This window comes from Paenibacillus sp. JZ16 (assembly GCF_015326965.1).
In the GTDB taxonomy this organism is placed as follows: Bacteria; Bacillota; Bacilli; order Paenibacillales; family Paenibacillaceae; genus Paenibacillus_AQ.
This window is the reverse complement of sequence record NZ_CP017659.1, coordinates 270,866-291,367: the sequence shown is the minus strand read 5'-3', so window position 1 is coordinate 291,367 and position 20,502 is coordinate 270,866. Positions and strand designations below refer to the sequence as shown.

General features: G+C 50.7%; 15 protein-coding genes. 6 read left to right on the top strand and 9 right to left on the bottom strand.

All coding sequences use genetic code 11. The annotated features are described in order from the left end of the window. Nucleotides 1-26: 26 nt before the first annotated feature. Nucleotides 27-1,598 carry a glycoside hydrolase family 28 protein gene (locus tag BJP58_RS01265; RefSeq protein ID WP_194542453.1) on the bottom strand — a complete coding sequence of 524 codons (1,572 nt, stop codon included), beginning with the start codon at nucleotides 1,596-1,598 and terminating at the stop codon, nucleotides 27-29. Between the two features lie 295 nt (nucleotides 1,599-1,893). Between BJP58_RS01265 and BJP58_RS01260 the strand changes: the two genes are divergently transcribed. Beyond that, on the top strand, nucleotides 1,894-2,736 hold the full coding sequence (locus BJP58_RS01260; protein WP_194542452.1) for a helix-turn-helix transcriptional regulator: 843 nt from the start codon (nucleotides 1,894-1,896) through the stop codon (nucleotides 2,734-2,736). A gap of 58 nt (nucleotides 2,737-2,794) precedes the next feature. Here BJP58_RS01260 and BJP58_RS01255 read toward each other — a convergent pair whose 3' ends face one another. Together BJP58_RS01255 and BJP58_RS01250 are read right to left on the bottom strand one after the other, a co-directional pair. After that, the gene (locus BJP58_RS01255) at nucleotides 2,795-4,381 is read right to left on the bottom strand and encodes a glycoside hydrolase family 43 protein (protein ID WP_194542451.1); all 1,587 of its coding nucleotides are present in this window, start codon (nucleotides 4,379-4,381) and stop codon (nucleotides 2,795-2,797) included. A 16-nt stretch (nucleotides 4,382-4,397) separates the two neighbouring features. Beyond that, nucleotides 4,398-5,510 (bottom strand): glycoside hydrolase family 88/105 protein, encoded by a 1,113-nt coding sequence (locus BJP58_RS01250; RefSeq protein WP_194542450.1) that lies wholly within the window; start codon nucleotides 5,508-5,510, stop codon nucleotides 4,398-4,400. Between the two features lie 286 nt (nucleotides 5,511-5,796). Between BJP58_RS01250 and BJP58_RS01245 the strand changes: the two genes are divergently transcribed. Together BJP58_RS01245 and BJP58_RS01240 are read left to right on the top strand one after the other, a co-directional pair. After that, nucleotides 5,797-6,723, top strand: coding sequence for a pectinesterase family protein (locus BJP58_RS01245; protein WP_194542449.1), 927 nt, complete (start codon nucleotides 5,797-5,799; stop codon nucleotides 6,721-6,723). Beyond that, on the top strand, nucleotides 6,723-8,156 hold the full coding sequence (locus tag BJP58_RS01240) for a serine hydrolase domain-containing protein (protein WP_194542448.1): 1,434 nt from the start codon (nucleotides 6,723-6,725) through the stop codon (nucleotides 8,154-8,156). The genes BJP58_RS01245 and BJP58_RS01240 overlap by 1 nt, the downstream gene beginning before the upstream one ends. A gap of 189 nt (nucleotides 8,157-8,345) precedes the next feature. Here BJP58_RS01240 and BJP58_RS01235 read toward each other — a convergent pair whose 3' ends face one another. From BJP58_RS01235 to BJP58_RS01210, 6 genes are all read right to left on the bottom strand, one after another. After that, a complete protein-coding gene (locus BJP58_RS01235) occupies nucleotides 8,346-9,839 on the bottom strand; it encodes an extracellular solute-binding protein (protein ID WP_194542447.1) in 1,494 nt (497 codons plus the stop codon). Between the two features lie 68 nt (nucleotides 9,840-9,907). Further along, nucleotides 9,908-10,780, bottom strand: a complete 873-nt coding sequence (locus tag BJP58_RS01230) for a carbohydrate ABC transporter permease (RefSeq protein WP_194542446.1) — start codon at nucleotides 10,778-10,780, stop codon at nucleotides 9,908-9,910. Nucleotides 10,781-10,826: 46 nt separating this feature from the next. After that, complete coding sequence (locus tag BJP58_RS01225; protein ID WP_194542445.1) at nucleotides 10,827-11,798, bottom strand: ABC transporter permease; 972 nt, start codon at nucleotides 11,796-11,798, stop codon at nucleotides 10,827-10,829. 576 nt (nucleotides 11,799-12,374) lie between these two features. Then, nucleotides 12,375-14,693, bottom strand: coding sequence for an AraC family transcriptional regulator (locus tag BJP58_RS01220; RefSeq protein ID WP_194542444.1), 2,319 nt, complete (start codon nucleotides 14,691-14,693; stop codon nucleotides 12,375-12,377). 323 nt (nucleotides 14,694-15,016) lie between these two features. Continuing rightward, nucleotides 15,017-16,708: a dihydroxy-acid dehydratase gene (ilvD, locus tag BJP58_RS01215; RefSeq protein ID WP_194542443.1), complete on the bottom strand. Its 1,692-nt coding sequence runs from the start codon at nucleotides 16,706-16,708 to the stop codon at nucleotides 15,017-15,019. A gap of 19 nt (nucleotides 16,709-16,727) precedes the next feature. After that, nucleotides 16,728-17,393: a GntR family transcriptional regulator gene (locus BJP58_RS01210; protein ID WP_194542442.1), complete on the bottom strand. Its 666-nt coding sequence runs from the start codon at nucleotides 17,391-17,393 to the stop codon at nucleotides 16,728-16,730. Nucleotides 17,394-17,565: 172 nt separating this feature from the next. On the opposite strand from BJP58_RS01210, the gene BJP58_RS01205 reads away from it, so the two are divergent. Genes BJP58_RS01205 through BJP58_RS01195 form a run of 3 tightly spaced genes read left to right on the top strand, consistent with a single transcriptional unit; the run spans nucleotide 17,566 to nucleotide 20,497 of the window. Next, complete coding sequence (locus BJP58_RS01205) at nucleotides 17,566-19,194, top strand: spore germination protein (protein WP_194542441.1); 1,629 nt, start codon at nucleotides 17,566-17,568, stop codon at nucleotides 19,192-19,194. Between the two features lie 2 nt (nucleotides 19,195-19,196). Then, nucleotides 19,197-20,291 (top strand): GerAB/ArcD/ProY family transporter, encoded by a 1,095-nt coding sequence (locus BJP58_RS01200; protein WP_194542440.1) that lies wholly within the window; start codon nucleotides 19,197-19,199, stop codon nucleotides 20,289-20,291. Further along, the gene (locus BJP58_RS01195; RefSeq protein ID WP_194542439.1) at nucleotides 20,288-20,497 is read left to right on the top strand and encodes a CLC_0170 family protein; all 210 of its coding nucleotides are present in this window, start codon (nucleotides 20,288-20,290) and stop codon (nucleotides 20,495-20,497) included. Before BJP58_RS01200 ends, BJP58_RS01195 begins: the two co-directional genes overlap by 4 nt. The last annotated feature ends 5 nt before the right edge of the window (nucleotides 20,498-20,502 follow it).

Genomic DNA, 20,502 nt, shown 5'->3' with positions numbered 1-20,502 from the left:
AAGCCTTATTGAATCCAACAGCAAAGCTACTTGATCACGACCTCCTCCGGTTCCACTTCAGAAGAAATCATAATCTGCCTAGCCTTATCGGCCTTCAGCCCCGAGCATTCGATTTGCCTGGACCGTTCCCCGGTCACCACCAGCAGGCGGTCATCCTGTGAGCCCCCTTCTCCGCTGACATTCGCCACCTGAGCATTTCGGCTTTGGTGAAAGAGAAGCAGCTGATTTTCCTGATTACGAAGGACGATGTCCTGAATGCTGAGGTTCTTTCCATTTCGGCATACAATGCCTTCCCGACTTGTGATGGCCGACCTCTTCACCGTCAAGTTCTCCACCGGCATCTCCGGCAAGCCGTTGATGAGCAGCGCAGTGTGCGCACCGCTGCACACAATATCCTGAATGACAATATTCCGGAACACGGGGGTTTCCTCGGTAACGGGCAGCATCACTTCCGTTTGATACTCGCCGGAGCCGGCTTTCCCTTCGTAATATAAATTGAAGGAGATCGCATCCCCGTCGATATCCCGCATCCGGATCCTTTCAATGAAGATGTTCTCGACCACGCCGCCGCGACCGCGGCAGCTTTTAAAACGAATGCCGATATCGGTGCCGATGAAGGTGCAATCGGATACGTATACATCCTTGATGCCTCCGGACATTTCACTGCCGACCACGATGCCGCCGTGGCCGTGATAAACGGTGCAGTTCCGGATGCTGATCCGCTCACTCGGCTTTCCCAGCAGGCGCCCGGCTTCATTTTTACCGGACTTCAGACAAATCGCATCATCTCCTACATCAAACGAGCTGTTTTCCACGATTACGCATTTGCATGAATCGATGTCCAGACCGTCCCCGTTCTGGGCATACCATGGATTCCGGACGGTAATGTTCTGAATGGTAATCTGCTCTGATGCCCAAGGATGCAGGCACCAGGCTGCGGAGTTTTGAAAGGTCGGGCCGCTGAGCAGGATCCGCTTGCATTTTCTAAAGCTGAGCAGATTGGGCCTCAGGTAGTCTCTCACAGGCGCATAGTCATGTGGATCCTCGCTGCCTGTCTTTTCGATCCGGGCCAAGTTCTCCTTCCCGTCCCGGGCAGCCGGCGTTGGCCACCACAGTCCCTCGCCATCCACGACACCACCGTTGTGAATTAAACGATCCCACTGGCTTTCGGTCAGCTTCCCTTGCTTAACCGGCCTCCAGGCTTCGCCGCTTCCGTCAAAGATGCCGCTGCCGGTAATCGCGATATCCTCCAGCCCTTCTCCATCGAGCGGAGACTGGCAGCGGAACATCTGCCGGCCCTCATAAGTAGACATCCGGATCGGATAAGCTTCGAATTGCTTGCTGAACACAACAAGCGCACCGGCAGAGGCGTGAAGCTCAATCCGGCTCTGCAGGGTCAATGGACCGGTGTGCCAGATCCCGGGAGGGATGACCACCTTCCCACCACCGGCCTTAACGCAGGCTTCAATCGCTTGATGAAATGCCTCGGTGTTGTCATATACGCCGTCTCCAACGGCTCCATAGTCCGTAATCGTTACGATATACTCCGGGATCACTGGCAAGTCAGGACATATCGCTTCTTCTGTTTGTTTGATCATGTGTACCTCCGTATTTGTAAGATTGCTTATTCGATTTATACCGGCAGGACGATATACCTTCCGCCTTGTTCGGTAGGCATTTCGATAACATGGCCATGGCGTTCCATCGGGACCTCTATTCCATCCGGGGTTAAAAAAACTTCTGCTCCTCTGAAAACTCATACTTTCTTTCATCTTAAAAATTGTTGCCGATTGCGTTCAAAGCCCTTGAAGATCGGCTGCAGGCATGATATATAATTTTCTACGATCACAATCGGTGGTAATCCAACCATGCGAACTAAGGAGTTAATGAGGAATGAATGACCGGCTGCAGCCCAAGTACCACATCGGAGACCATGATTTCTCCATCCAATACATGTCGCGAAACGGTTCCAGCAGCATGCCCCGTCCGCATGAGCATCCCTACTTCGAGCTGTATTACTTGCTTAACGGTGAGCGGGTCTACTTCATGGACGATAACGTGTTTACCGTCAAAAAAGGGGACATGATGATCGTGAACCCGCATGATCTCCACTCAACGGCAAGCTCCGATAAGCTGACCTTCGAGCGGGTGCTGATCAGCTTCTCCAGAAGCTTCATCGAACAAGGCGATGCCGGCGTCGCCAAGCTGCTCGATCATGGGACGTCCAGACTCGTTCGCATTCCGCTGAAGCATCAGCCCGAAATCGAACGGCTGCTCCTCTCGATGCTCGCAGAATGCCAAACGGAGCAGACTCACTACAGCTCATTGGTTCGCGCATGGATGAACGAGCTGCTCATCCGCCTTCATCGGATCGAGACCACGCTTCAATTTCAAACCCATGAATATGAGCATCCGATGCATCAGAAAATTTCAGAAATTGCCCAATACATCAAATCCAATTATCATGAAAGACTTACGCTGGAGCAGGTCGCCAAGCAGTTTTACATCAGCCCTTCCTATCTCAGCAGAGTGTTCACCAAGCTGACAGGCTTTCACTTTCGCGAATACCTGCAGGTGGTACGAATTCGCGAAGCACAGAAAATGCTCGTGAACAGCAGAGAATCCGTACAATTCATCTCCGAGCAAGCCGGATTTGAGCATATTGCCCACTTTAATAAAACCTTCAAAAAAATCGCGGGGACCACGCCTCTTCAGTACCGCAAGCGTCATGGATAGAATCGGGGCTGTTCCAAAGTTGTTACCGTCTTGGAGCAGCCCCGTAATCTTTCTCTTTCTATATCTCTCCTCTTCCAACCCTAAACCAGTCGATATCCACATACCCTCTATCCGCTTGTTCTTCCGTACTTGCCGCGAACAATCCGACCTTGGCACCGACCCAGTGCCCCTTTTCGGCTTCGAACTCCCTATCTCCGCACGGCAAGAAAGGACCATCGGCAGAAGCAAAATAGAAGCGGCATTGAGCACCGGGATGAACGGTCACCCGAATCGTTACCTTCCCTTCATCCAATCCGTCGGACCACACCACATTCTCCTCCGAGCCGTTCCCTTGGGCCTGGATGATTTCCATGCCGGAGCCGTCCGCCTTCATCTGAATGGCCGCATAAGCGAATGTTCGTCCGAATACGATCAAGCCCGCCCGTTCACCAGGCTTTAGCGCCGTTCCATCCAGTTTGGCTTCCGCATGAAATACTTCCGCCGGGAATTTCTGCATCAGCAAGTGAGGAGCATCGTAGATCGTGCGCGAAGGCTGGTTCTCCGGCACCGGGAAGGCGAATAATCGCAAATGGCTTTCCTCCTCGAATGCATACCAGGCCGGATTCGGATTAGCCTGCCACTGCCACTGAAGGCCAAGCTGAGCGTCTTCGAACTCGTCTGAATCGTCCGGTGCCTCAATCCTGTGTTCCCCGCCGACGTTTGGCTTCGGATAACGCAGAACCGGTTCGCCGATCCCGTCTCCATTCGTATCGGCACCCATTTCCGGCCAATCATCCACCCAGCATATCGGCTGCAGATGAACAATTCTTCCGTAGGCCCCTTTGTCTTGAAAATGCATAAACCAGGATTCTCCCGAATCCAGCTCTACCCAACCGCCCTGATGCGGGCCGTTAATCGGGCTATCGCCTTGATGCAGTACGATTTTGTCTTCATAAGGGCCAAAGACCGAGGTTGACCGAAGCACGGTCTGCCACCCCGTTGATACTCCCCCAGCAGGCGCAAAAATATAGTAATAACCATTTCGTTTATACATCTTCGGCCCTTCCATCGTCGGATGACGTTCGGTCCCGTCGAAGACAATCTGACCTTCATCCAAGAGGCGCTTTCCGTCCGGGGACATCCGGCACATTCTTAACAGATGCTTGATGCCGCATCTACTTTTGGCAAACGCGTGAACCAGGTAGGCCTGGCCGTCATCGTCCCAGAACGGACACGGGTCGATCAAGCCTTTCCCCTCTTGAACCAGATGCAGAGGCGTCCAGCTGCCTGCCGGGTCCGCAGCTGTGCTCATCATGATGCCGACATCCGGATCCCCGTAGAACACCCAGTACTTGCCGTCATGGAACCGAAGGGCCGGAGCCCAGACGCCGTTCCCATGTTGAGGGACGTCATAGCCCGGCAGCTCCATCCGGGGCAGCACATGATTAATAATCCTCCAGTTAATCAAATCCTTCGAGTGCAGAATCGGCAGTCCCGGCAGATGACCGAAACTGGAGGCCGTCATATAGAAATCTTCCCCGACCCGGATCACATCCGGATCCGAATAATCCGCATGAAGCACCGGGTTCACGAACGTCCCGTCTCCCTGATCCGACAACCATGATTTGTTCTGTAATGCTTGCAGCGATGACGATGAGTGCATCATTTAGTTCCTCCTCCTATCACGAATCTGCTAACCGCTCCATTTCCAGACTGGCAAGGATGAAAGGCGCTACGCCAATCTGGGCGTCGGACACCACTTGTTCACTGATGTAATATTCATACGAGCCGTTGCGGTCATCGCTGAGCCCCGCTCCATGACATATGGAATGAAGATGCACGCCGGTTTTGCCAGCCTCAACAAACCGCTGGATCAAACCTTCGTAAGCCCGCTCCGCAACAGGTCTTGAAGGCTGTTCCAGATACTGGAGCCGAACGCCCTTGGCCAAAGCGTAAATAAACATGGAGGAGCCGGAGGTTTCAAGATAATTGCCTTCCCGGAAGCCCTGATCGAGCACCTGGAACCACAGCCCGCTCTCTTTCTCCTGATAACGTGCCAGCGCTCGGCTTAGGCGTTCGAATATGCCAATCATCGTACCTCGCTTCGGATGATCTACCGGAAAAAATTCAAGACTGTCCACTAGCGCCATCGCATACCAGCCCAAGGCCCGGCTCCAAAAATGCGGGGACCGCCCGCTTTCCGGATCGGCCCATACCTGTTCCTTCGCTTCATCCCATCCGTGATAGAGCAGGCCCGTCTTGGAATCCCGGGTTCTACGCTCCACCAGCAGAAGCTGGTGAGCTACCTCGTCGAACAGTTCAGGCTGGTTATAAGTTTTGGCATACTGGGCCAGAAACGGCGATGACATATAGAGCCCATCCAGCCACATCTGAAACGGGTATACTTTTTTGTGCCAAAAACCGCCGTCCGTCGTTCTGGGCTGGCTGATCAGCTGGGCGGCTAGCGTATGGGAAGCCTTTTCATAACGGGAGTCATGAAATCTGGCACTTAGCGCAAATAAATTATTCCCCTGGTTGATCTGGTCCAGATTATATTCTTCGATTCTGTACCCCCGAATGTCCCCATCAGCCTGAACAAACAGATCCATATGCCGCTTCATGAAATCAAAATAATCGTCCTTGTTATAAAAGTCCCCTGTGCGGGCGACCGCCATGAGCATCATCCCGGGAACATACGCCCACCGGCGGGCAATTTCCGGGTGAAGTCCCTCGCTGTCCGCTTGACGGAGAATGGTTTCCGCCGTCCGGACGGACCAATTGTTCTCTTGCTTCAATACCGCCTCACCTCAATATCCTTGGAAGATTTAATCTCAAGCCTCATTATAAAGAAACATAAACGATAAAAATTCCGGATTTGATGCTGAATCAATCGCGTTTTTTGCATTTTATGCTCTGTTTCTCTGTTTACTTTCCCTCTAGAAAACAAGTCTAAGAAGCTGTTTTTTTTCAAATCCGGCAAAAAAGGCAAAGAATGACTCGATTTAAACATCGGAGATGTTTTTATTGGAATCTCCAATTCGATAACATAGATATAAAATCCATAGAGGAGCGTGTTCATCGATGAAAATCACAGTAGATCCCAGCGGACAAGGCGACTTCGTGACGGTGCAATCTGCAATCGACTCGATTCCCGAACAGTCCGATTGTCTTGTCATCATCGAAATTAAAAAAGGTGTTTACCGTGAGAAAATCAACATTCCTTCATCGAAACCAGCCATCCGTATGATCGGTGAAGGACCTGAAGAAACGATTCTTACATATTCGGATAACGCCCACACCTTAGATGAAGATGGACAACCCCTCGGGACCTTTCGCAGCGGAAGCTTCTATATCTGCGCAAATGATTTCAGCGCCGAACAATTGACCATCCGCAATGATTCCGGTCCTGGGACGGGTCAGGCAGTCGCTGCCTTTATCGATGCCGACCGGGTGTCCTTTCAGTATGTAAAACTTGAAGGTGATCAAGATACGCTCTATGTGTCCGGCGGACGTCATTTCTTTGCCGAATGTTATATCGAGGGCGATGTCGATTTTATATTTGGGCCGGCAACGGCCGTATTCGACCGGTGCACCATCCACTGCAAGCGGTCCGGTGGTTACCTGACCGCAGCCAATACGCCGGAGGAAGCGGAGTTTGGCTATGTCTTTATCGATTGCAAAATCTCGGGAGCACCCGGTGTTGAGAACGTATACCTTGGCCGGCCTTGGCGTGCTTATGCCAATGTGGTGTTCATCCGATCCGAGATGGACGGCTCCGTTCATCCACAGGGCTGGCATAACTGGAACCAACCGGACCGTGAAGAAACATCGCGTTATGCCGAATTCGGCAGCCGCGGCCCCGGAGCATCCCCCTCCTTGCGGGTTGCGTGGTCCAGGCAGCTCACTGAGACCGAGGCTAAACGGTTTACCATCGAACATGTGCTCAGTGGCCAAGACCGTTGGTATCCGCCCTACACTCCTGGTACATCCAATCAGACGAGAGGTTGATGATGATGACTGCACTGGCTCGAGTCCGTCCGGAGGACGTCGGTATTCCTCCTTCCGCCATTCTCCGCTTTATGGAGGATATGACGGAAAGGAATATGAACCTGCACAGCTTTATGCTGCTTCGGCATGGCAAAGTAGCTGCCGAAGGTTATTACTCCCCTTTTCACAAGGATTTAAGGCATCCGATCTTCTCCGTCAGCAAGAGCTTGACATCGGCAGCCGTCGGCATTGCCATCGGTGAAGGACGGATCTCCCTGGAGGACAAGGTCATTCATTTTTTTCCGGATAAGCAGCCGGAGACCGTACACCCGTACACAGCCGATATGACCATCCGGCATCTGCTGAGTATGCAAACCGTCCACCGAAAATCAACCAATAAAGAGGCCCGGGATATCGTGTTCGAGTATCTTCATACGCCACCGAGTCATCCCCCGGGGACCGTCTTTGCCTACGATACGACAGGTACGCATACGCTCTGCGCCATACTCCAACGGGTTACGGGGACAACCGTGCATGACTATCTCGATGACCGCTTGTTTCAGCCCCTCGGGATGCAGGATATCGAGTGGGAGACCTGCCCGCTCGGAATTAACCAGGGCGGCAGCGGAGCCTATTGCACCACGGAGGATCTGGCCAAATTCGGTCAGCTCTATCTGCAGGACGGGCTGTGGAACGGAATCCGGATCCTGCCGGAGGGCTGGGTAGAGTTAAGCACGTCCAAGGTCGTTGATAACTCCAGCGCCGGAATTCTGCTGGAAGGACGAAGCGGGTACGGATACCAGTTCTGGCGAGCCAGGCGTCAAGCCTACTGCGCTTTCGGCGCAGGCGGGCAATTCGTCCTTGTCATCCCAGACCATGACGCCGTTTTTGTCTCGACGGCCAACACCATGCTGAACCGGGATGAACACCAAGGAATCCTCGATTGCGTTTGGACCCATCTGGTTTCTTCCATGCAGGAGCCCTGCCCTTTCGATGATGCCGGTTATGACCGGATGCAGAAGCGTCTGAGCGCCTTGAAGCTCCATCTGCCGGATGGAAGCTTGATCTCCAGTACAGCCGTGCAGGTCTCGGGGCAGCAATATCGCCTAGCTGCTAATGAGCCGGGATGGACAGGTTGTCATTTTACGTTCAGTGAGCAAGCATGCGAGCTCACCTTCATTCATGAAACCGGTCGTCCCCGTGTTGTATGCTCCATGAATGATTGGCATATCGGTCCTGACCCTTTTTTCGGCCTTCCCTCCGCCTGTGGTGCCGTATGGGCAGACCCGTCGACCTGCTTGATCCACATTCAGCTGCTGGAACAACAGCAGATGTTTATCCTTACCTGCCGTTTTGACCGCGATGGTCTTGTGCTGCAAATCAAGCCGGCTGGCGCGCTTAGAACGAATCATCTTGATCTCGTGCTAATTGGAACGAAAATGGACAGCCCATGAACCGAGTGCTCCTAATTTGCCTCATTTATATAAGTTGAATGTGTGGCCTATAAGGCAGCCGTGTGAAATGTTCTTTCGATCATTAATACAGATATATTAGTAGTGAGAGACAAAGCAGCCAAGGACACCAAAGGCACTTCCTTTTACTTGCCAGCTTTGTCTCTCGTTTACATTGCTCCTCAATGACCGCTATTTTTGATTCGTGTTAGATTCTTTATATTCTGCAGCCATTTGATCTCCGCCGCTCTTTCTCCATTTCTCCACTTCCGCCTTCCAGCCGGCCTCGTCAATCTGCCCCATAATGAACTTGGTTTGCGCATCGGTGATGATCTGCTCCAGCTCTCCGCCGCGTTCATTGTAAGTCGTCGATTTCAGGGTAAGCGCCGGATTCGGTACAATGTAATTCTCGTTCTCATACACGATTTGTTTGTTCTTGTTGAACAGCTCCGTTCCTTTCGGTTTCTTCTCCATGTTGTACAAATCGCCCCGTTGTGGAAACGTATCGCGATAAGGCTTGACTTCTTGAGCGTCCTTATCCGCATCGATCGTTACGGTATAATCTCCTTCGACTTTGTAATGCACGCCTTCGATGCCTTTATTAATAACATTGACCATCTCGGGATCCAGCAGCTTGTCAACGAAGGTCAGCACTTTAGCCAGTTCTTCTTCAGACTTGACCGTCGATCTCGGGATTGCCAGGAAGCCGGTATTTCCGCTTTCCCCCGGAACGCGAATGCCTTCTGGACCTTGCAGCGGAGATACGTCGACAACCGCTTCCGGAACAACCTTCTCCAGCTTGGTTTGCAGCGATTGACCGTTACCGCCGGAGATCCGGATATTCGCGCGGCCCGATTCATACACCTTATTGAGCTCGGAGGAATCAACCACGGCGAAATCCTGATTAATCAGCTTCTCTTCATATAATCTTCTAAACAGCTTCATGACATCGAAGAACTGCTCGGATACAAACTCCGGATAGAAATTGCCTTGCTCGTCGATGCCCCATTTATTAGGTGCGCCTTGGGAAACGGCAAGCCGGGTCAAGGTCGATGCCGTACCCTGGTTATAGCCTTTGTCGAGCATCATTCCGTAGGTGTCCCTTTTTCCGTTGCCATCCGGATCCTCCTCCGTGCTGAATCGGATAATTTCATACCAATCATCCAGGGTGACAGGCTCCTTCAAGCCGGCAGCATCGAGCCAGTCCTTGCGGTAGCTGACGATCGCCCGGCCCATGTCCCGGAACAGGGGGATGCCGTACACTTTTCCGTTCACGCTGATGTTGTCGTAATAGGCCTGCGGCTGCGCGGCCAAATTCGGGTAATTTTTCAATTGCTCGGTGATGTCCCAGAACAGATCCGCTTCGAGCGAGCTGATCGTCGTTGGCGTATAGTTCAGCTTGATGAGCTTCGGAAGCTCATTGGAAGCGACCATGACGTTAACCTTCTCGTCGTATGCGGAGTAGGGAATCCACTGAATCCGCAGATCCGTATTTGTGTATTCGCGTATTTTTTCCTCCATCTGATTTTTCGGGTCGGGTATTTCCCCAACCTGATTAACCACCAGCGTAAGCGGATAAGGTCCGTCGCCATTGACCCCGCTCCCGCCGCTTTTGTCTCCGCAAGCCGTTACAACCATCATCCCCGCCAGCATTGCCATAACGGTTGTCATCCATCTTTTCTTCATCTTTAGCCCTCCATCATATTCATTTCTATTGAAACCCCTCTTACTGGGAAGAAGGCGCATCCAACCGGTTATCCTTTCACTGAGCCCAGCATGACGCCTTTTGCAAAATGCTTCTGCAGAAAAGGATACACGAGCAGAATGGGCACGGTGGCAAAAACGATGACCGCCATACGAATCGTTAACGGCTGCACGTCCATTTCGTCGAAGCTGGAATCCCCTACCCGGCTCTGTGCCAAAATCACGATTTCCCTAAGCAGAACCTGAATCGGCCATTTCTCGTTATCATTGATGTATAGAATGGCATTAAAAAACGTGTTCCAATGAGCAACCGCGTAAAACAAACCGAACGTGGCCATCGCTGGCAGCGACAATGGAAGCACAATTCGAATCAGAACTCCCAAGTCATTGCAGCCATCGATTTTAGCCGAATCCTCCAGCCCGTCGGGAATTTGCTGGAAGAAGTTCTTCAGCACGATCAGGTTAAACGCACTGATGGCACTTGGTATCATCAAGGACCACAGCGTATTGGTCAAATTCAACCCGTTCACGACGAAGTATGTTGGGATCATCCCCCCGCTAAACAGCATCGTGATCAATACGCCGAGCAGGATGGGATTTCTGCCCCGGAGATGAGGCTTGGACAACGGATAAGCCATCAGCGATGTAAACGCCAGGTTGATCAGTGTTCCTACTACCGTAATATAGATCGAAACGAGCAAGCTTCGCGGCAGTGTGTCGGACGAGAAAATATATTGGTACGATACGAGCGACCATTCTTTGGGCCATAGAATCAACCCACCCTTGGCGACTTCAGCCGGACTGGCAAACGAAACCGCCAGCACATACACGAATGGAAGAACACACACGATCGCAACGATGAATAAAATCGAATGGTTAATGATATCAAACAGGCGATTGCCCCAGGTTTGATCTTGACGCACGTTTATTCCCTCCTGTCATTTCAAAAAATGCATCCTCGGCATCCTCCTAGTACACCCCTTCTTCCCCGAATCGCTTGGCCATCCAGTTTGAACCGAGAACCAGAATCAATCCGACAAAGGATTTAAACAAACCGACGGCTGCGCTGTAACTGTACTGTGCCTGCGTCATCCCTTTGGTGTATACATACGTATCGAATACTTCACTCACTTCCCGGTTTGTCGGCGTGATCATCAGGAAGATTTGCTCGAAGCCCGAGTCCAGGAAGTTGCCTAAACGAAGAATAAGCAAAATGATGATCGTGCTGCGGATGGCTGGCAGCGTGATATGCCACAGCTGACGCCAGCGTCCGGCTCCGTCGATCCGTGCGGCTTCATACTGCTGCAGGTCTACGCCAGCAAGGGCGGCAAGAAAGATCACGGTGCCCCAGCCTACTTCCTTCCAGATCGACTGGGACACAATCATCGTCCGGAACCAGTCCTTCTCAAGCAGGAATGCGATTTTCTCTCCCGTTATCTGATAAATGATTTCATTCAGAATGCCGTTCTCGGTCGTAAACAAGATATAGAAAATACCGACAACGACAACCCAGGATACAAAATGCGGAATGTAGATCAAGGTTTGTACAAACCTTTTGAAGCGCTCCCGCCTTAGCTCATTCAGCATGAGCGCCAATATAATCGGCAGCGGAAAGAAAAAGATCAGATTATATAAAGCTAAAATGATGGTGTTTCGAAAAAGCATCCAAAACTGCGGTTCGCTGAAAAAGCGCTCGAAATGCTTGAACCCGACCCACGGGCTGCCGAAGAACCCGGTATGCGGCTTGTAATCCTGAAAAGCCATCGTCACCCCGTACATCGGCACGTATTTAAATACGATAAAATACAGCACGCCTGGCAGCAGCATCAGATACATCCACCTGTCCCTGACCAGATCCCTTAGTAAGAGCTTTCGTTTCTCCAGGCGCAGTTCCCTCTTTACTTGCGGGCCGACTGTTGCCGGAGCTTGATTTGTTTTCATAGCACCTCTCCTCAAAGTTTTGTAAGCGTTACTTCTTGAATGAGATTCGAACAAAACTCACTTCGGAAGCATGCCCTTAGTTTTGTGAGCGTTACTTCCTGAATCAGTTTCGAACAAAACTCGCTTCGGAAGCATGGGCATTGCCTGTCTGAACATCGTTTTTGTTGGTTGTATGCGTTTTCATGGATTAATTATCCGTCACCATCCTCGTGTCCGGCTATACTCCGTTCATGACTTCACGCACCAGCCCTCGGTCAATGCCTTTCCAGCAAGGGTTACAGGATTTCACCAATTCCCCTGCATATGCCGTATTCCACCTTCTATATGCCGCATATGACATGCAGATAAGAACAGGATCTTTGCCGTCTACATTAGCCATGGAATAAATGGTCCCGAATCTATATTTATAATGGCACCGTACGGGCGTTCTTTTTCGTGCAAAAAAGCTGCTCCACCGCAGAACATTCTACGGATGGAACAGCTCCATTAAGTTCTTGTTATGGTGGCTTACTCAAAATTGAGCCATCATGCAGCCGGGTATGTCTTCATCTTCGGATCGAGCTGCTCATTCTCAAGCTAGCCTTCTTCACTATGCTGCTCCCGGTACTGGCCGGGAGTTACCCCATATGTCCGACGGAACGTACGAATGAAGGCGCTGATATTTGTGTAGCTCACTTTCTGGCCGATTTCCGAGACCTTCATCTCGGTCGTGGCCAGCAGATTTTTGGCTATATTCATTCGGTACTCGCTTAAGTATTCACTGAAGGACACACCCATCTCTTTCTTAAATACCCGGCTGATATAAGCCGGATTAAAATTCATGACCGCCGCGCAGTATTCGAGTGAAATGTCTTTATCATACTGCTCTTGCACGATCTCCACGATTCGGCGGGTAATGCTTACGAATTGCTTATCTGCCATGTCCTCCAGAATCCCGATCACAGGTTTAAACAATTTGGAGTGGAACCAGCTCGCAATTTCGCTTCGTGTCTGCAGCCTGAACAGAAGCTTCAACTCCTCTTCGCCATTCCATAATTGCTGCATCGACAGTCCCTGCTCCTGGGCTATGCTTACGGTCCTGGACGCGAGCTGCAGCAGCAATAAATGATGCTCTTGATAAAGCCCGTCCTTGCACAGCAATTCATCCAAATAACGCTGAAACTGCTGCTCCACCTTCTCAAGCTGCCGTTCTTCAAGGGCAAGCATCATCTGTTCTTCAATCAGTCTTAATTTCGTGTATACTGTCTTCTCTGCACTTCCTTGATCCACAATATCGGCATAGCGTACGATGATGTTCGATCCGAGAATAAATCGTAATTTGAGTGCCTGGCTGCTTTCTTTATACGCGCGCTTCGCATTGGACAACCGCTTGAACGGAAGGCTGATGCCGATGCTGCATTCGAGCCCGAGGTATTCCTGAACCTTGGTTTTGATGTGCTGAGCGGTCTCATAGAACAAAGCTTGCCCGGCTTCGGCATCCTCTTCTTTACAGGTCAGCAGCGTCACCTGGGAATGATTCAGCACGATCGGACTGAAGCGGGCCTCTTCCGGCAGGGTTTCCGAGACGATATTGCTTACCGCAAACAGAAGAAGCTCCCGGTCCTGTTCCTGGAACCGCGACTGCTGAAGGTTATCCAGCTCAAGCTGCAGCACCCCGAGGCTTCCCCAGCCCGTTGGAAACCCGTAGCGTTCGGAAGCGTACTTGTCATCGGCTCCGGACATTTGCTCAGTAAACAGCTTCAGGACATAGAACTCTCGCAGATGGACCGTTTGGGATTTCATCTGTTTGTCCAGCTCGTTTCTGGAAACGGCAAGGGAGGTCAGGCTCTCCCGAATGAACTCAAACTCATCTTTGCGGTTGTCATCGGCCTGCTGCGGCTGAACGTTCGTCGCGAACTCATGGAGTCTGCGGATTGGAGAATACATCCTCCGGCTGCCAAACCAAGAAGCAATCAGCACGGTCACAATAATCCCGAAACAGGCGGCGGCGGTAATCAGCGCAATGTTTCCTGTCTGGTCCGTTACTTTATCCAGGGATACGACGGATACATAGGTCCACCCGTTATATTCCGATTTGGCATACAGCACGCTCACCTTTTTACCTTCGCCCTCGGCATGGAATGCACCTTGGAGCTGATCGGACTGCTGAATCCTTGCCGAAATCTCTCCGTTGATCGAACGGTAAGCCTCACGATCCTGAACTGGCGACAGGAATGCATCTCCCTGCTCGTTTAGGATATACTGGGCGGCCCGCAAATTGACGGGCTCCAGCATGCTCCGGATATCTTTGGCGGTGATTTGCAGAATCAGAATACCCGTCGGCGACGCGTTCTTCGACAGCAGCGGTATTTTATGCACCAGCCGAAGGGTTGTTGCCGTTTGTTCGGCGCTGTTCCAATGATCCGTCTCCACCGGATTCGCGGTTTGCGAGATTTCTCCCGAGCCCGCTGCCCAGAATATGCTATCATTGGTATCCAGATACCGCTCGAACTCGGTTTTGTTCAATCCCTCCAGAGGTTTGAGGGAATTTAAATCCACGACCCATTCATGCTTCAGATTAACGACATACACCTGATTTAATATAGTCTGCGTCTGCAGGTTAAACATTTCTTTCATCAGTTCCCGGACCTTAATAAAGTCCTGTCCACTTAACTTGCTGTCCATCACAGACTTCAGCAGCGAAGAGTTCTCAAACTGCAGGGCGGTTCTTTGCATGGAATCGAGCACTTGCTCGACCCTCATCCGGGTCTGGTTCAACAGATGCATATTTCCCTCGTTTACCTTCTCCTCCACATCTTTGGCGGCTATAAAATAAGAGAAAAATCCGATAAGAATCGTCGGGAAGGATCCCAGCAGTAAACTATAAATGAGTATTTTGGATTTGAATGTTCCCAATATCGTCTGCTCCTTCTTGGTATTGGATGTAAAGAACAGGACCAACAGGACATTATAAATCGATATGTAGTCTTCTTATGATAACGCTTGCAAAAATAATGATTTAAAAATCATACCATACCCTAGCCATAATTCTTAGTCTCCCCATGCTTTTTTTGCCAGCATTTTGATCTATTTATGTCAAAAGCACTTCCCTCTGTTTATTCAATATAGAGAATCCAAAAGTTGCGAATATGGCCCTGGTCCATTCATATGCCAACAAGCTCTTGCGAATTGGCAAGAGCTTGTTGGCAATAGCCCATCATTCAGGCTGGAACATGATCTTATTCTGCTGAGTCGGTGACCGCACCTTTAGATGCTGAGGACACTAATCGTGCATATTTGTATAATACGCCTGTGGAAACCTTGAGTGGAGGCTGCTGCCATGCTTGTGCCCGTGCAGCGAAATCTGCATCCGATACGTCGAAGTTCATTTCTTGCGTTTCACTGTCGATGGTGATCATATCTCCATTCCTCAGCAGCGCGATCGGCCCTCCTACCTGTGCTTCTGGCGATACGTGGCCAACTACGAACCCATGGGATCCTCCCGAGAACCTGCCGTCCGTAATCAACGCAACCTCCCCACCGAGACCTTTGCCTACAATGAGAGCCGTTACCGACAGCATCTCCGGCATACCCGGTCCGCCTTTTGGACCGCAATAACGAATAACTAACACATCACCCTTGCGGATTTCATCTTTCAAGATCGCTTCGGTTGCATCTTTCTCGCTGTCATACACCTTGGCCGGTCCGACAAAACGCAGCTTCTTCATACCCGACATTTTGGCAACCGCACCTTCAGGTGCGAGGTTACCTCTTAGCACAACCAATGGCCCATCTGGCTTCAACGGCTTATCGATAGGGTGAATGATTTCCTGGCTGTCCATTAACGGTGCAACCTCCGCCAGATTCTCTGCCAAGGTTTTGCCTGTAACCGTCAGGCAATCCCCATGCAGAAGCCCCTCCGCGAGCAACAATTTCATGACGCCCGGTATGCCGCCCACTTCGTTTAAGTCCTGCATGGCATGTCGTCCGCTTGGCTTGAGGTCTGCGAGGTGGGGAACGCGCAAACGGATTCGCTCGAAATCGTCTAATGTCAAATCTACGCCAACCGAATGAGCGATGGCGAGCAGATGCAGGAACGCGTTAGTTGAACCGCCTAAAGCCATGACAACCGTTATCGCATTCTCAAATGCCTTTTTGGTCATGATGTCCCTGGGATAGATTTCATGCTCCAGCAGGGATATGACCTGCCTTCCAGCGGCAGCACATTCCGCTGCCTTGTCAGGTGAAATAGCCGGTGTGGAGGATGACCCGGGCAGGCTCATCCCCATGGCTTCTGCCGCAGCGGCCATCGTGTTGGCTGTGTACATGCCCCCACAGGAGCCCGGTCCCGGGCAGACGCTGCACTCAACCTTATGGAGCTGCTCGTCCGACATTTTTCCATCATGATATTGCCCCACTGCTTCAAAAGCCGTAACGATATCCACGTTCTTGCCTTCGAGTTTCCCAGGTTGGATGGTACCGCCATAAACGTAAACCGCAGGAATATTCATCCTTCCGATCGCCATCAGGCATGCGGGCGTATTCTTGTCACAACCGCCGATCGCCACAAGACCATCGAATCGTTCGGCCCCCGTCACGATCTCAATCGAATCCGCGATGGCTTCACGGCTGGGCAGGGAGAACAGCATGCCGCCATGTCCCATCGAAATGCCATCCGAAACCGTGATCGTGTTAAAAATAAGCGGAGCGCCGCCATGGTTGCGTACCCCTTGCTTAGCCTCTATGGCTAACTTGTCTATATGCATATTGCACGGAGTCACTTCACTCCAGGTGCTGGCTACGCCAATCATCGGTTTCTTGAAATCCTCATCTGTAAAACCAACAGCCCTAAGCATCGCTCTGTTCGGTACCCGATTGACCCCCTCACTGATTACTTTACTGCGAATACGCAAGTCTTTTTTGTTTGTCATCCTTCCCTCTCCTGTCTATTTAGAGTAACCCATGAAGTTCCTGCATGGGACGTATAAAATTTTGTTTCATCATGGCCTGTGCCCGCTCGCTGTCTTTCTGCTCGAAGGCGCTGATAATTAATGCATGCTCATCGACCGAGGCTTGTGTAGCAGCGATCGGTTGTTTTAGGAACACGTATTTAAACCGCCGGATATGCATCTGAAGAGAAGCGCTGTATGTAGCGACATATGGATTATCGGAGAGTTCCACAATCAAGTTATGAAACTGCTCATCCAACTCCATAGCTTGATAGACTTGCCCGCTTTTCATGACATTCTCAAAATCCAGATTAATCGCTCGCAATTGCTGGATCTGCGCCGGAACAATAATGGTAGCGGCCACTTCGGCAGCTAATGCTTGAAGAGCAGCCATGGTCGAATACATCTTAAAGATATCTTCCCTCTCAATGGCTGTAACTTTTGTTTCTTTTCCAGGATGACTGGACACGAGTCCTTGTACTTCGAGCAGTTGAAAAGCTTCCCGGATAGGCGTTCGGCTTACGCCAAGGGACTCCGCCAATTCAGCGTCAAGCAATTTCTCGCCGGGCTGCAACGTGCCATCGATAATCCACCGTTGAATTTGGGAGAACGCTCTTTCCTTTGCAGTCATCCGTACGGGAGAGACAAAATTCTTAGGTACAGGCATAGTTTTAATCATCCTTACTAATCAAGTTTGTTATATGCAATATATCGCATACTTATATTAAATACAATACATTAGATGGCTTCCTTTGATAAAAATAACAATCAGAGGAAATACTTAACCAAACTATCTAACTGCTAAGAACCACCCTTTAACAAGAGAGGTGTAAACAACAATGCCATTTTCCACATGGACGGGTTCGAACGAATCCCATAACGAAGTCTCTTCCAATTCAAATGATGCGAGTTCAGAGGGCCGGAACATATCGGAGAGTCTAGAAGAGACCACATCCGAAATCAAAAATATTCTGGGCGATAACGACGATTTTATGATACATCCTTTCCATGTGTTCGGGCAGCATCCGGCCGTGTTGTTTTATTTCTCCGATATGACGGATCACGCCGTCATTAATAATACTTTATTGAGACCTCTTAAATATGGCCCTCTCCATCTCGATGTTTCAGACCTGCCTCGCCATGCGTTGATGGACACGTTGATGAAAGATACGCTCTATCACAGCGAAGCATACTCGGAACGAAAAATCCGCGTACTCACCGACAATCTTCTAAGGGGACAGTCAGTTGTAGCGATCGAAGGGCTGGACGAGGCTATTATCATTGATACACGAAAAATAACGCAGCGTTCGATAGAACAGCCCGCTACAGAACAGGTGATCCGCGGGGCCCGGGAAGGATTCATCGAGACACTCGGCACCAACATTTCCCTGCTCCGTTACCGGCTGCAAACGCCGGATTTCCGCGTGAAATCTATGGAGATCGGAACGAAAACGAAATCCAAGGTAGCGGTCTGTTACATGGATGGCATCACTAATCCCGGCATCGTTAATGAAGTGAATAAGCGCCTGGACGCCATTGAAATCGATGCCGTGCTGGATTCGGGGTATCTGGAACAGTTTATCGAAGACAATCATTGGTCTCCGTTTCCGCAAATCCAGTATACGGAGCGGCCCGACAAAGTCGTAGCAAATCTGCTGGAAGGCAGAGTGGCCATTCTGGTCGACGGTTCCCCGCTCGCCTTGATCGCTCCAACGGTATTCAGCCAGTTCTATCAAACGGTCGAAGATTATACCGAGCGATTTCTATTGATGAGTGCGATCCGGCTGTCCCGTCTGGTTGCTTTGATATTTTCCTTGGTTTTTCCCTCGTTGTATGTAGCGATTATCTCCTTTAATCCTGAGCTGATTCCCACGGAATTTGCGGTTGCCGTCGCGGGTGGACGTGCAGGCGTCCCGTTTCCTGCAATGGTCGAAGTGCTCGTTATTGAAATTTCGATGGAGGTTTTACGGGAAGCTACGATCCGGTTGCCGCAACAAGTGGGCGGCGCTTTATCCATTGTCGGCGTGCTCGTCATCGGACAGGCCGCGGTATCTGCCGGGTTCGCCAGTCCGATTACCATCGTCATCATCGCATTAACGACCATCGGGTCTTTCGCAACGCCGGCCTACAACGCGGCGCTTGCGCTCCGTCTTCTGCGTTTTCCGCTGATCATATTAGCCGGGATCTTCGGCTTGTACGGCGTCATGGTCGGCATCATTCTGATTGCCAATCATTTATTGTCGCTTAAATCATTCGGGGTTCCGTATCTAAGCCCATTCGTGCCAGGCAACTTTCAAGGCATGCGGGATCTTCTGACTCGCGGACCGCTGTGGAAGATGAAGAACAGGCCTTCCTTCCTCCAACCGCTGAACACATCAAGGCTCGGTGATCAAATGAAGGAGCAGGTGGATCATTCCTCAACCAATATCATGAATCCCGTCCAACCTAACGACGAGAAAGGTCGATAACCATGAATGAACAGCGCCAAATCACGGTCCTGCAGGCCTCTGCCATTACGATCAGCACCATCGTGGGAGTAGGTGTGCTTGCACTCCCTTTGTCGGCGGTCAAAGCTGCGGATGCCGGGGCTCCGTTCGTTACTTTTTTGGGAATGCTGCTGGCGTTTGTCGGACTTTTCTTCATGACCCGGCTCGGCATGCGGTTTCCGAACGACTCATATGTGGAGTACAGCGAAGTCATCATCGGCAAGTGGTTCGGTCGAATCACAAGCGTGATCTCGATTGCGTTTTTTGCGGTTTTGAGCTCTCTGGTTGCAAGAGAATTCGGTGAGGTTGTCGTTACGGCCGTCCTGAAGAATACACCGCTGGAGGTAACCGTGCTGGTCATGCTGCTCCTAGCTGCATTTTCTTCACGCCGAAATATTATGACATTTGCATATATCCACTTATTCTACAGCCCCTTTATTCTGATACCTGCGCTTTTGATCGTCGCCCTTTCATTAAAAAATGCAGACTTGGTCAATGTTCTCCCTGTATGGGGAAATGAGCCCGGAGGCATACCGGCAGGCATTATTACGCTCTCCACCGTGTTCCATGGATACTTTATTATGATGATGGTCATTCCGGCCATGTGCAAACCTGAAAGAGCGATGCGGTCCAGCCTATGGGCCATGGTAGTAACCGGCGCTTTGTATATTTTGATCGTGGCTGCCACCGTGGGCGTGTTTGGAGCCGAGGAAACCAAAAAGCTGTTGTGGCCGACACTGGAGCTTGCCAAAGCAACTTCATTGCCTGCCAATGTGCTAGAACGCTTGGATGCAGTCTTTCTAGCCGTATGGGTAACGGCTGTATTTACATCCTTGTTCTCTTGTTACTACTTTACGCTTTACTCGATAAGCAAGCTCTTCCGGTTAGCGGATCACGGGATGATATCCTTCTTCATCCTGCCCATTCTATTCGTCCTGGCCATGCTGCCCCAAAGCTTGATTCAATTGAATGAAGTGAACAGCATGATATCCAAATATGGACTGCTGATTACTATCGCGTATCCCGGAATCCTGCTGGTCATCGCCATCCTGCGCAAAAAAAGAGGTGCAGCCAAATGATCGGGGAAATTTACAGCGGTTATTTGGATGTTGCCATACTGATCTGGCTCTTCTCCGGCTTGTTCAATCTGTTCATCGACACGAATAAGTACAGACAATCGAACATGACCAAGGAAAAAAAGGTATCCCGCGTGCTGGGCTGGATCAACATCGGAATCGTAACGGTTTGGTTTCTAATTATCGTCCTTGTTAAAGTCTTCGTGTGAGTTTA

Coding starts and splice junctions, on each gene's coding strand:
- BJP58_RS01245 (WP_194542449.1), top strand. CDS start 5,797: ATGAAAATCACAGTAGATCCCAGCGGACAAGGCGACTTCGTGACGGTG.
- BJP58_RS01240 (WP_194542448.1), top strand. CDS start 6,723: ATGATGATGACTGCACTGGCTCGAGTCCGTCCGGAGGACGTCGGTATT.
- BJP58_RS01205 (WP_194542441.1), top strand. CDS start 17,566: ATGCCATTTTCCACATGGACGGGTTCGAACGAATCCCATAACGAAGTC.
- BJP58_RS01235 (WP_194542447.1), bottom strand. CDS start 9,839: ATGAAGAAAAGATGGATGACAACCGTTATGGCAATGCTGGCGGGGATG.
- BJP58_RS01210 (WP_194542442.1), bottom strand. CDS start 17,393: ATGCCTGTACCTAAGAATTTTGTCTCTCCCGTACGGATGACTGCAAAG.
- BJP58_RS01195 (WP_194542439.1), top strand. CDS start 20,288: ATGATCGGGGAAATTTACAGCGGTTATTTGGATGTTGCCATACTGATC.
- BJP58_RS01265 (WP_194542453.1), bottom strand. CDS start 1,598: ATGATCAAACAAACAGAAGAAGCGATATGTCCTGACTTGCCAGTGATC.
- BJP58_RS01260 (WP_194542452.1), top strand. CDS start 1,894: ATGAATGACCGGCTGCAGCCCAAGTACCACATCGGAGACCATGATTTC.
- ilvD (WP_194542443.1), bottom strand. CDS start 16,708: ATGACAAACAAAAAAGACTTGCGTATTCGCAGTAAAGTAATCAGTGAG.
- BJP58_RS01225 (WP_194542445.1), bottom strand. CDS start 11,798: ATGAAAACAAATCAAGCTCCGGCAACAGTCGGCCCGCAAGTAAAGAGG.
- BJP58_RS01255 (WP_194542451.1), bottom strand. CDS start 4,381: ATGATGCACTCATCGTCATCGCTGCAAGCATTACAGAACAAATCATGG.
- BJP58_RS01200 (WP_194542440.1), top strand. CDS start 19,197: ATGAATGAACAGCGCCAAATCACGGTCCTGCAGGCCTCTGCCATTACG.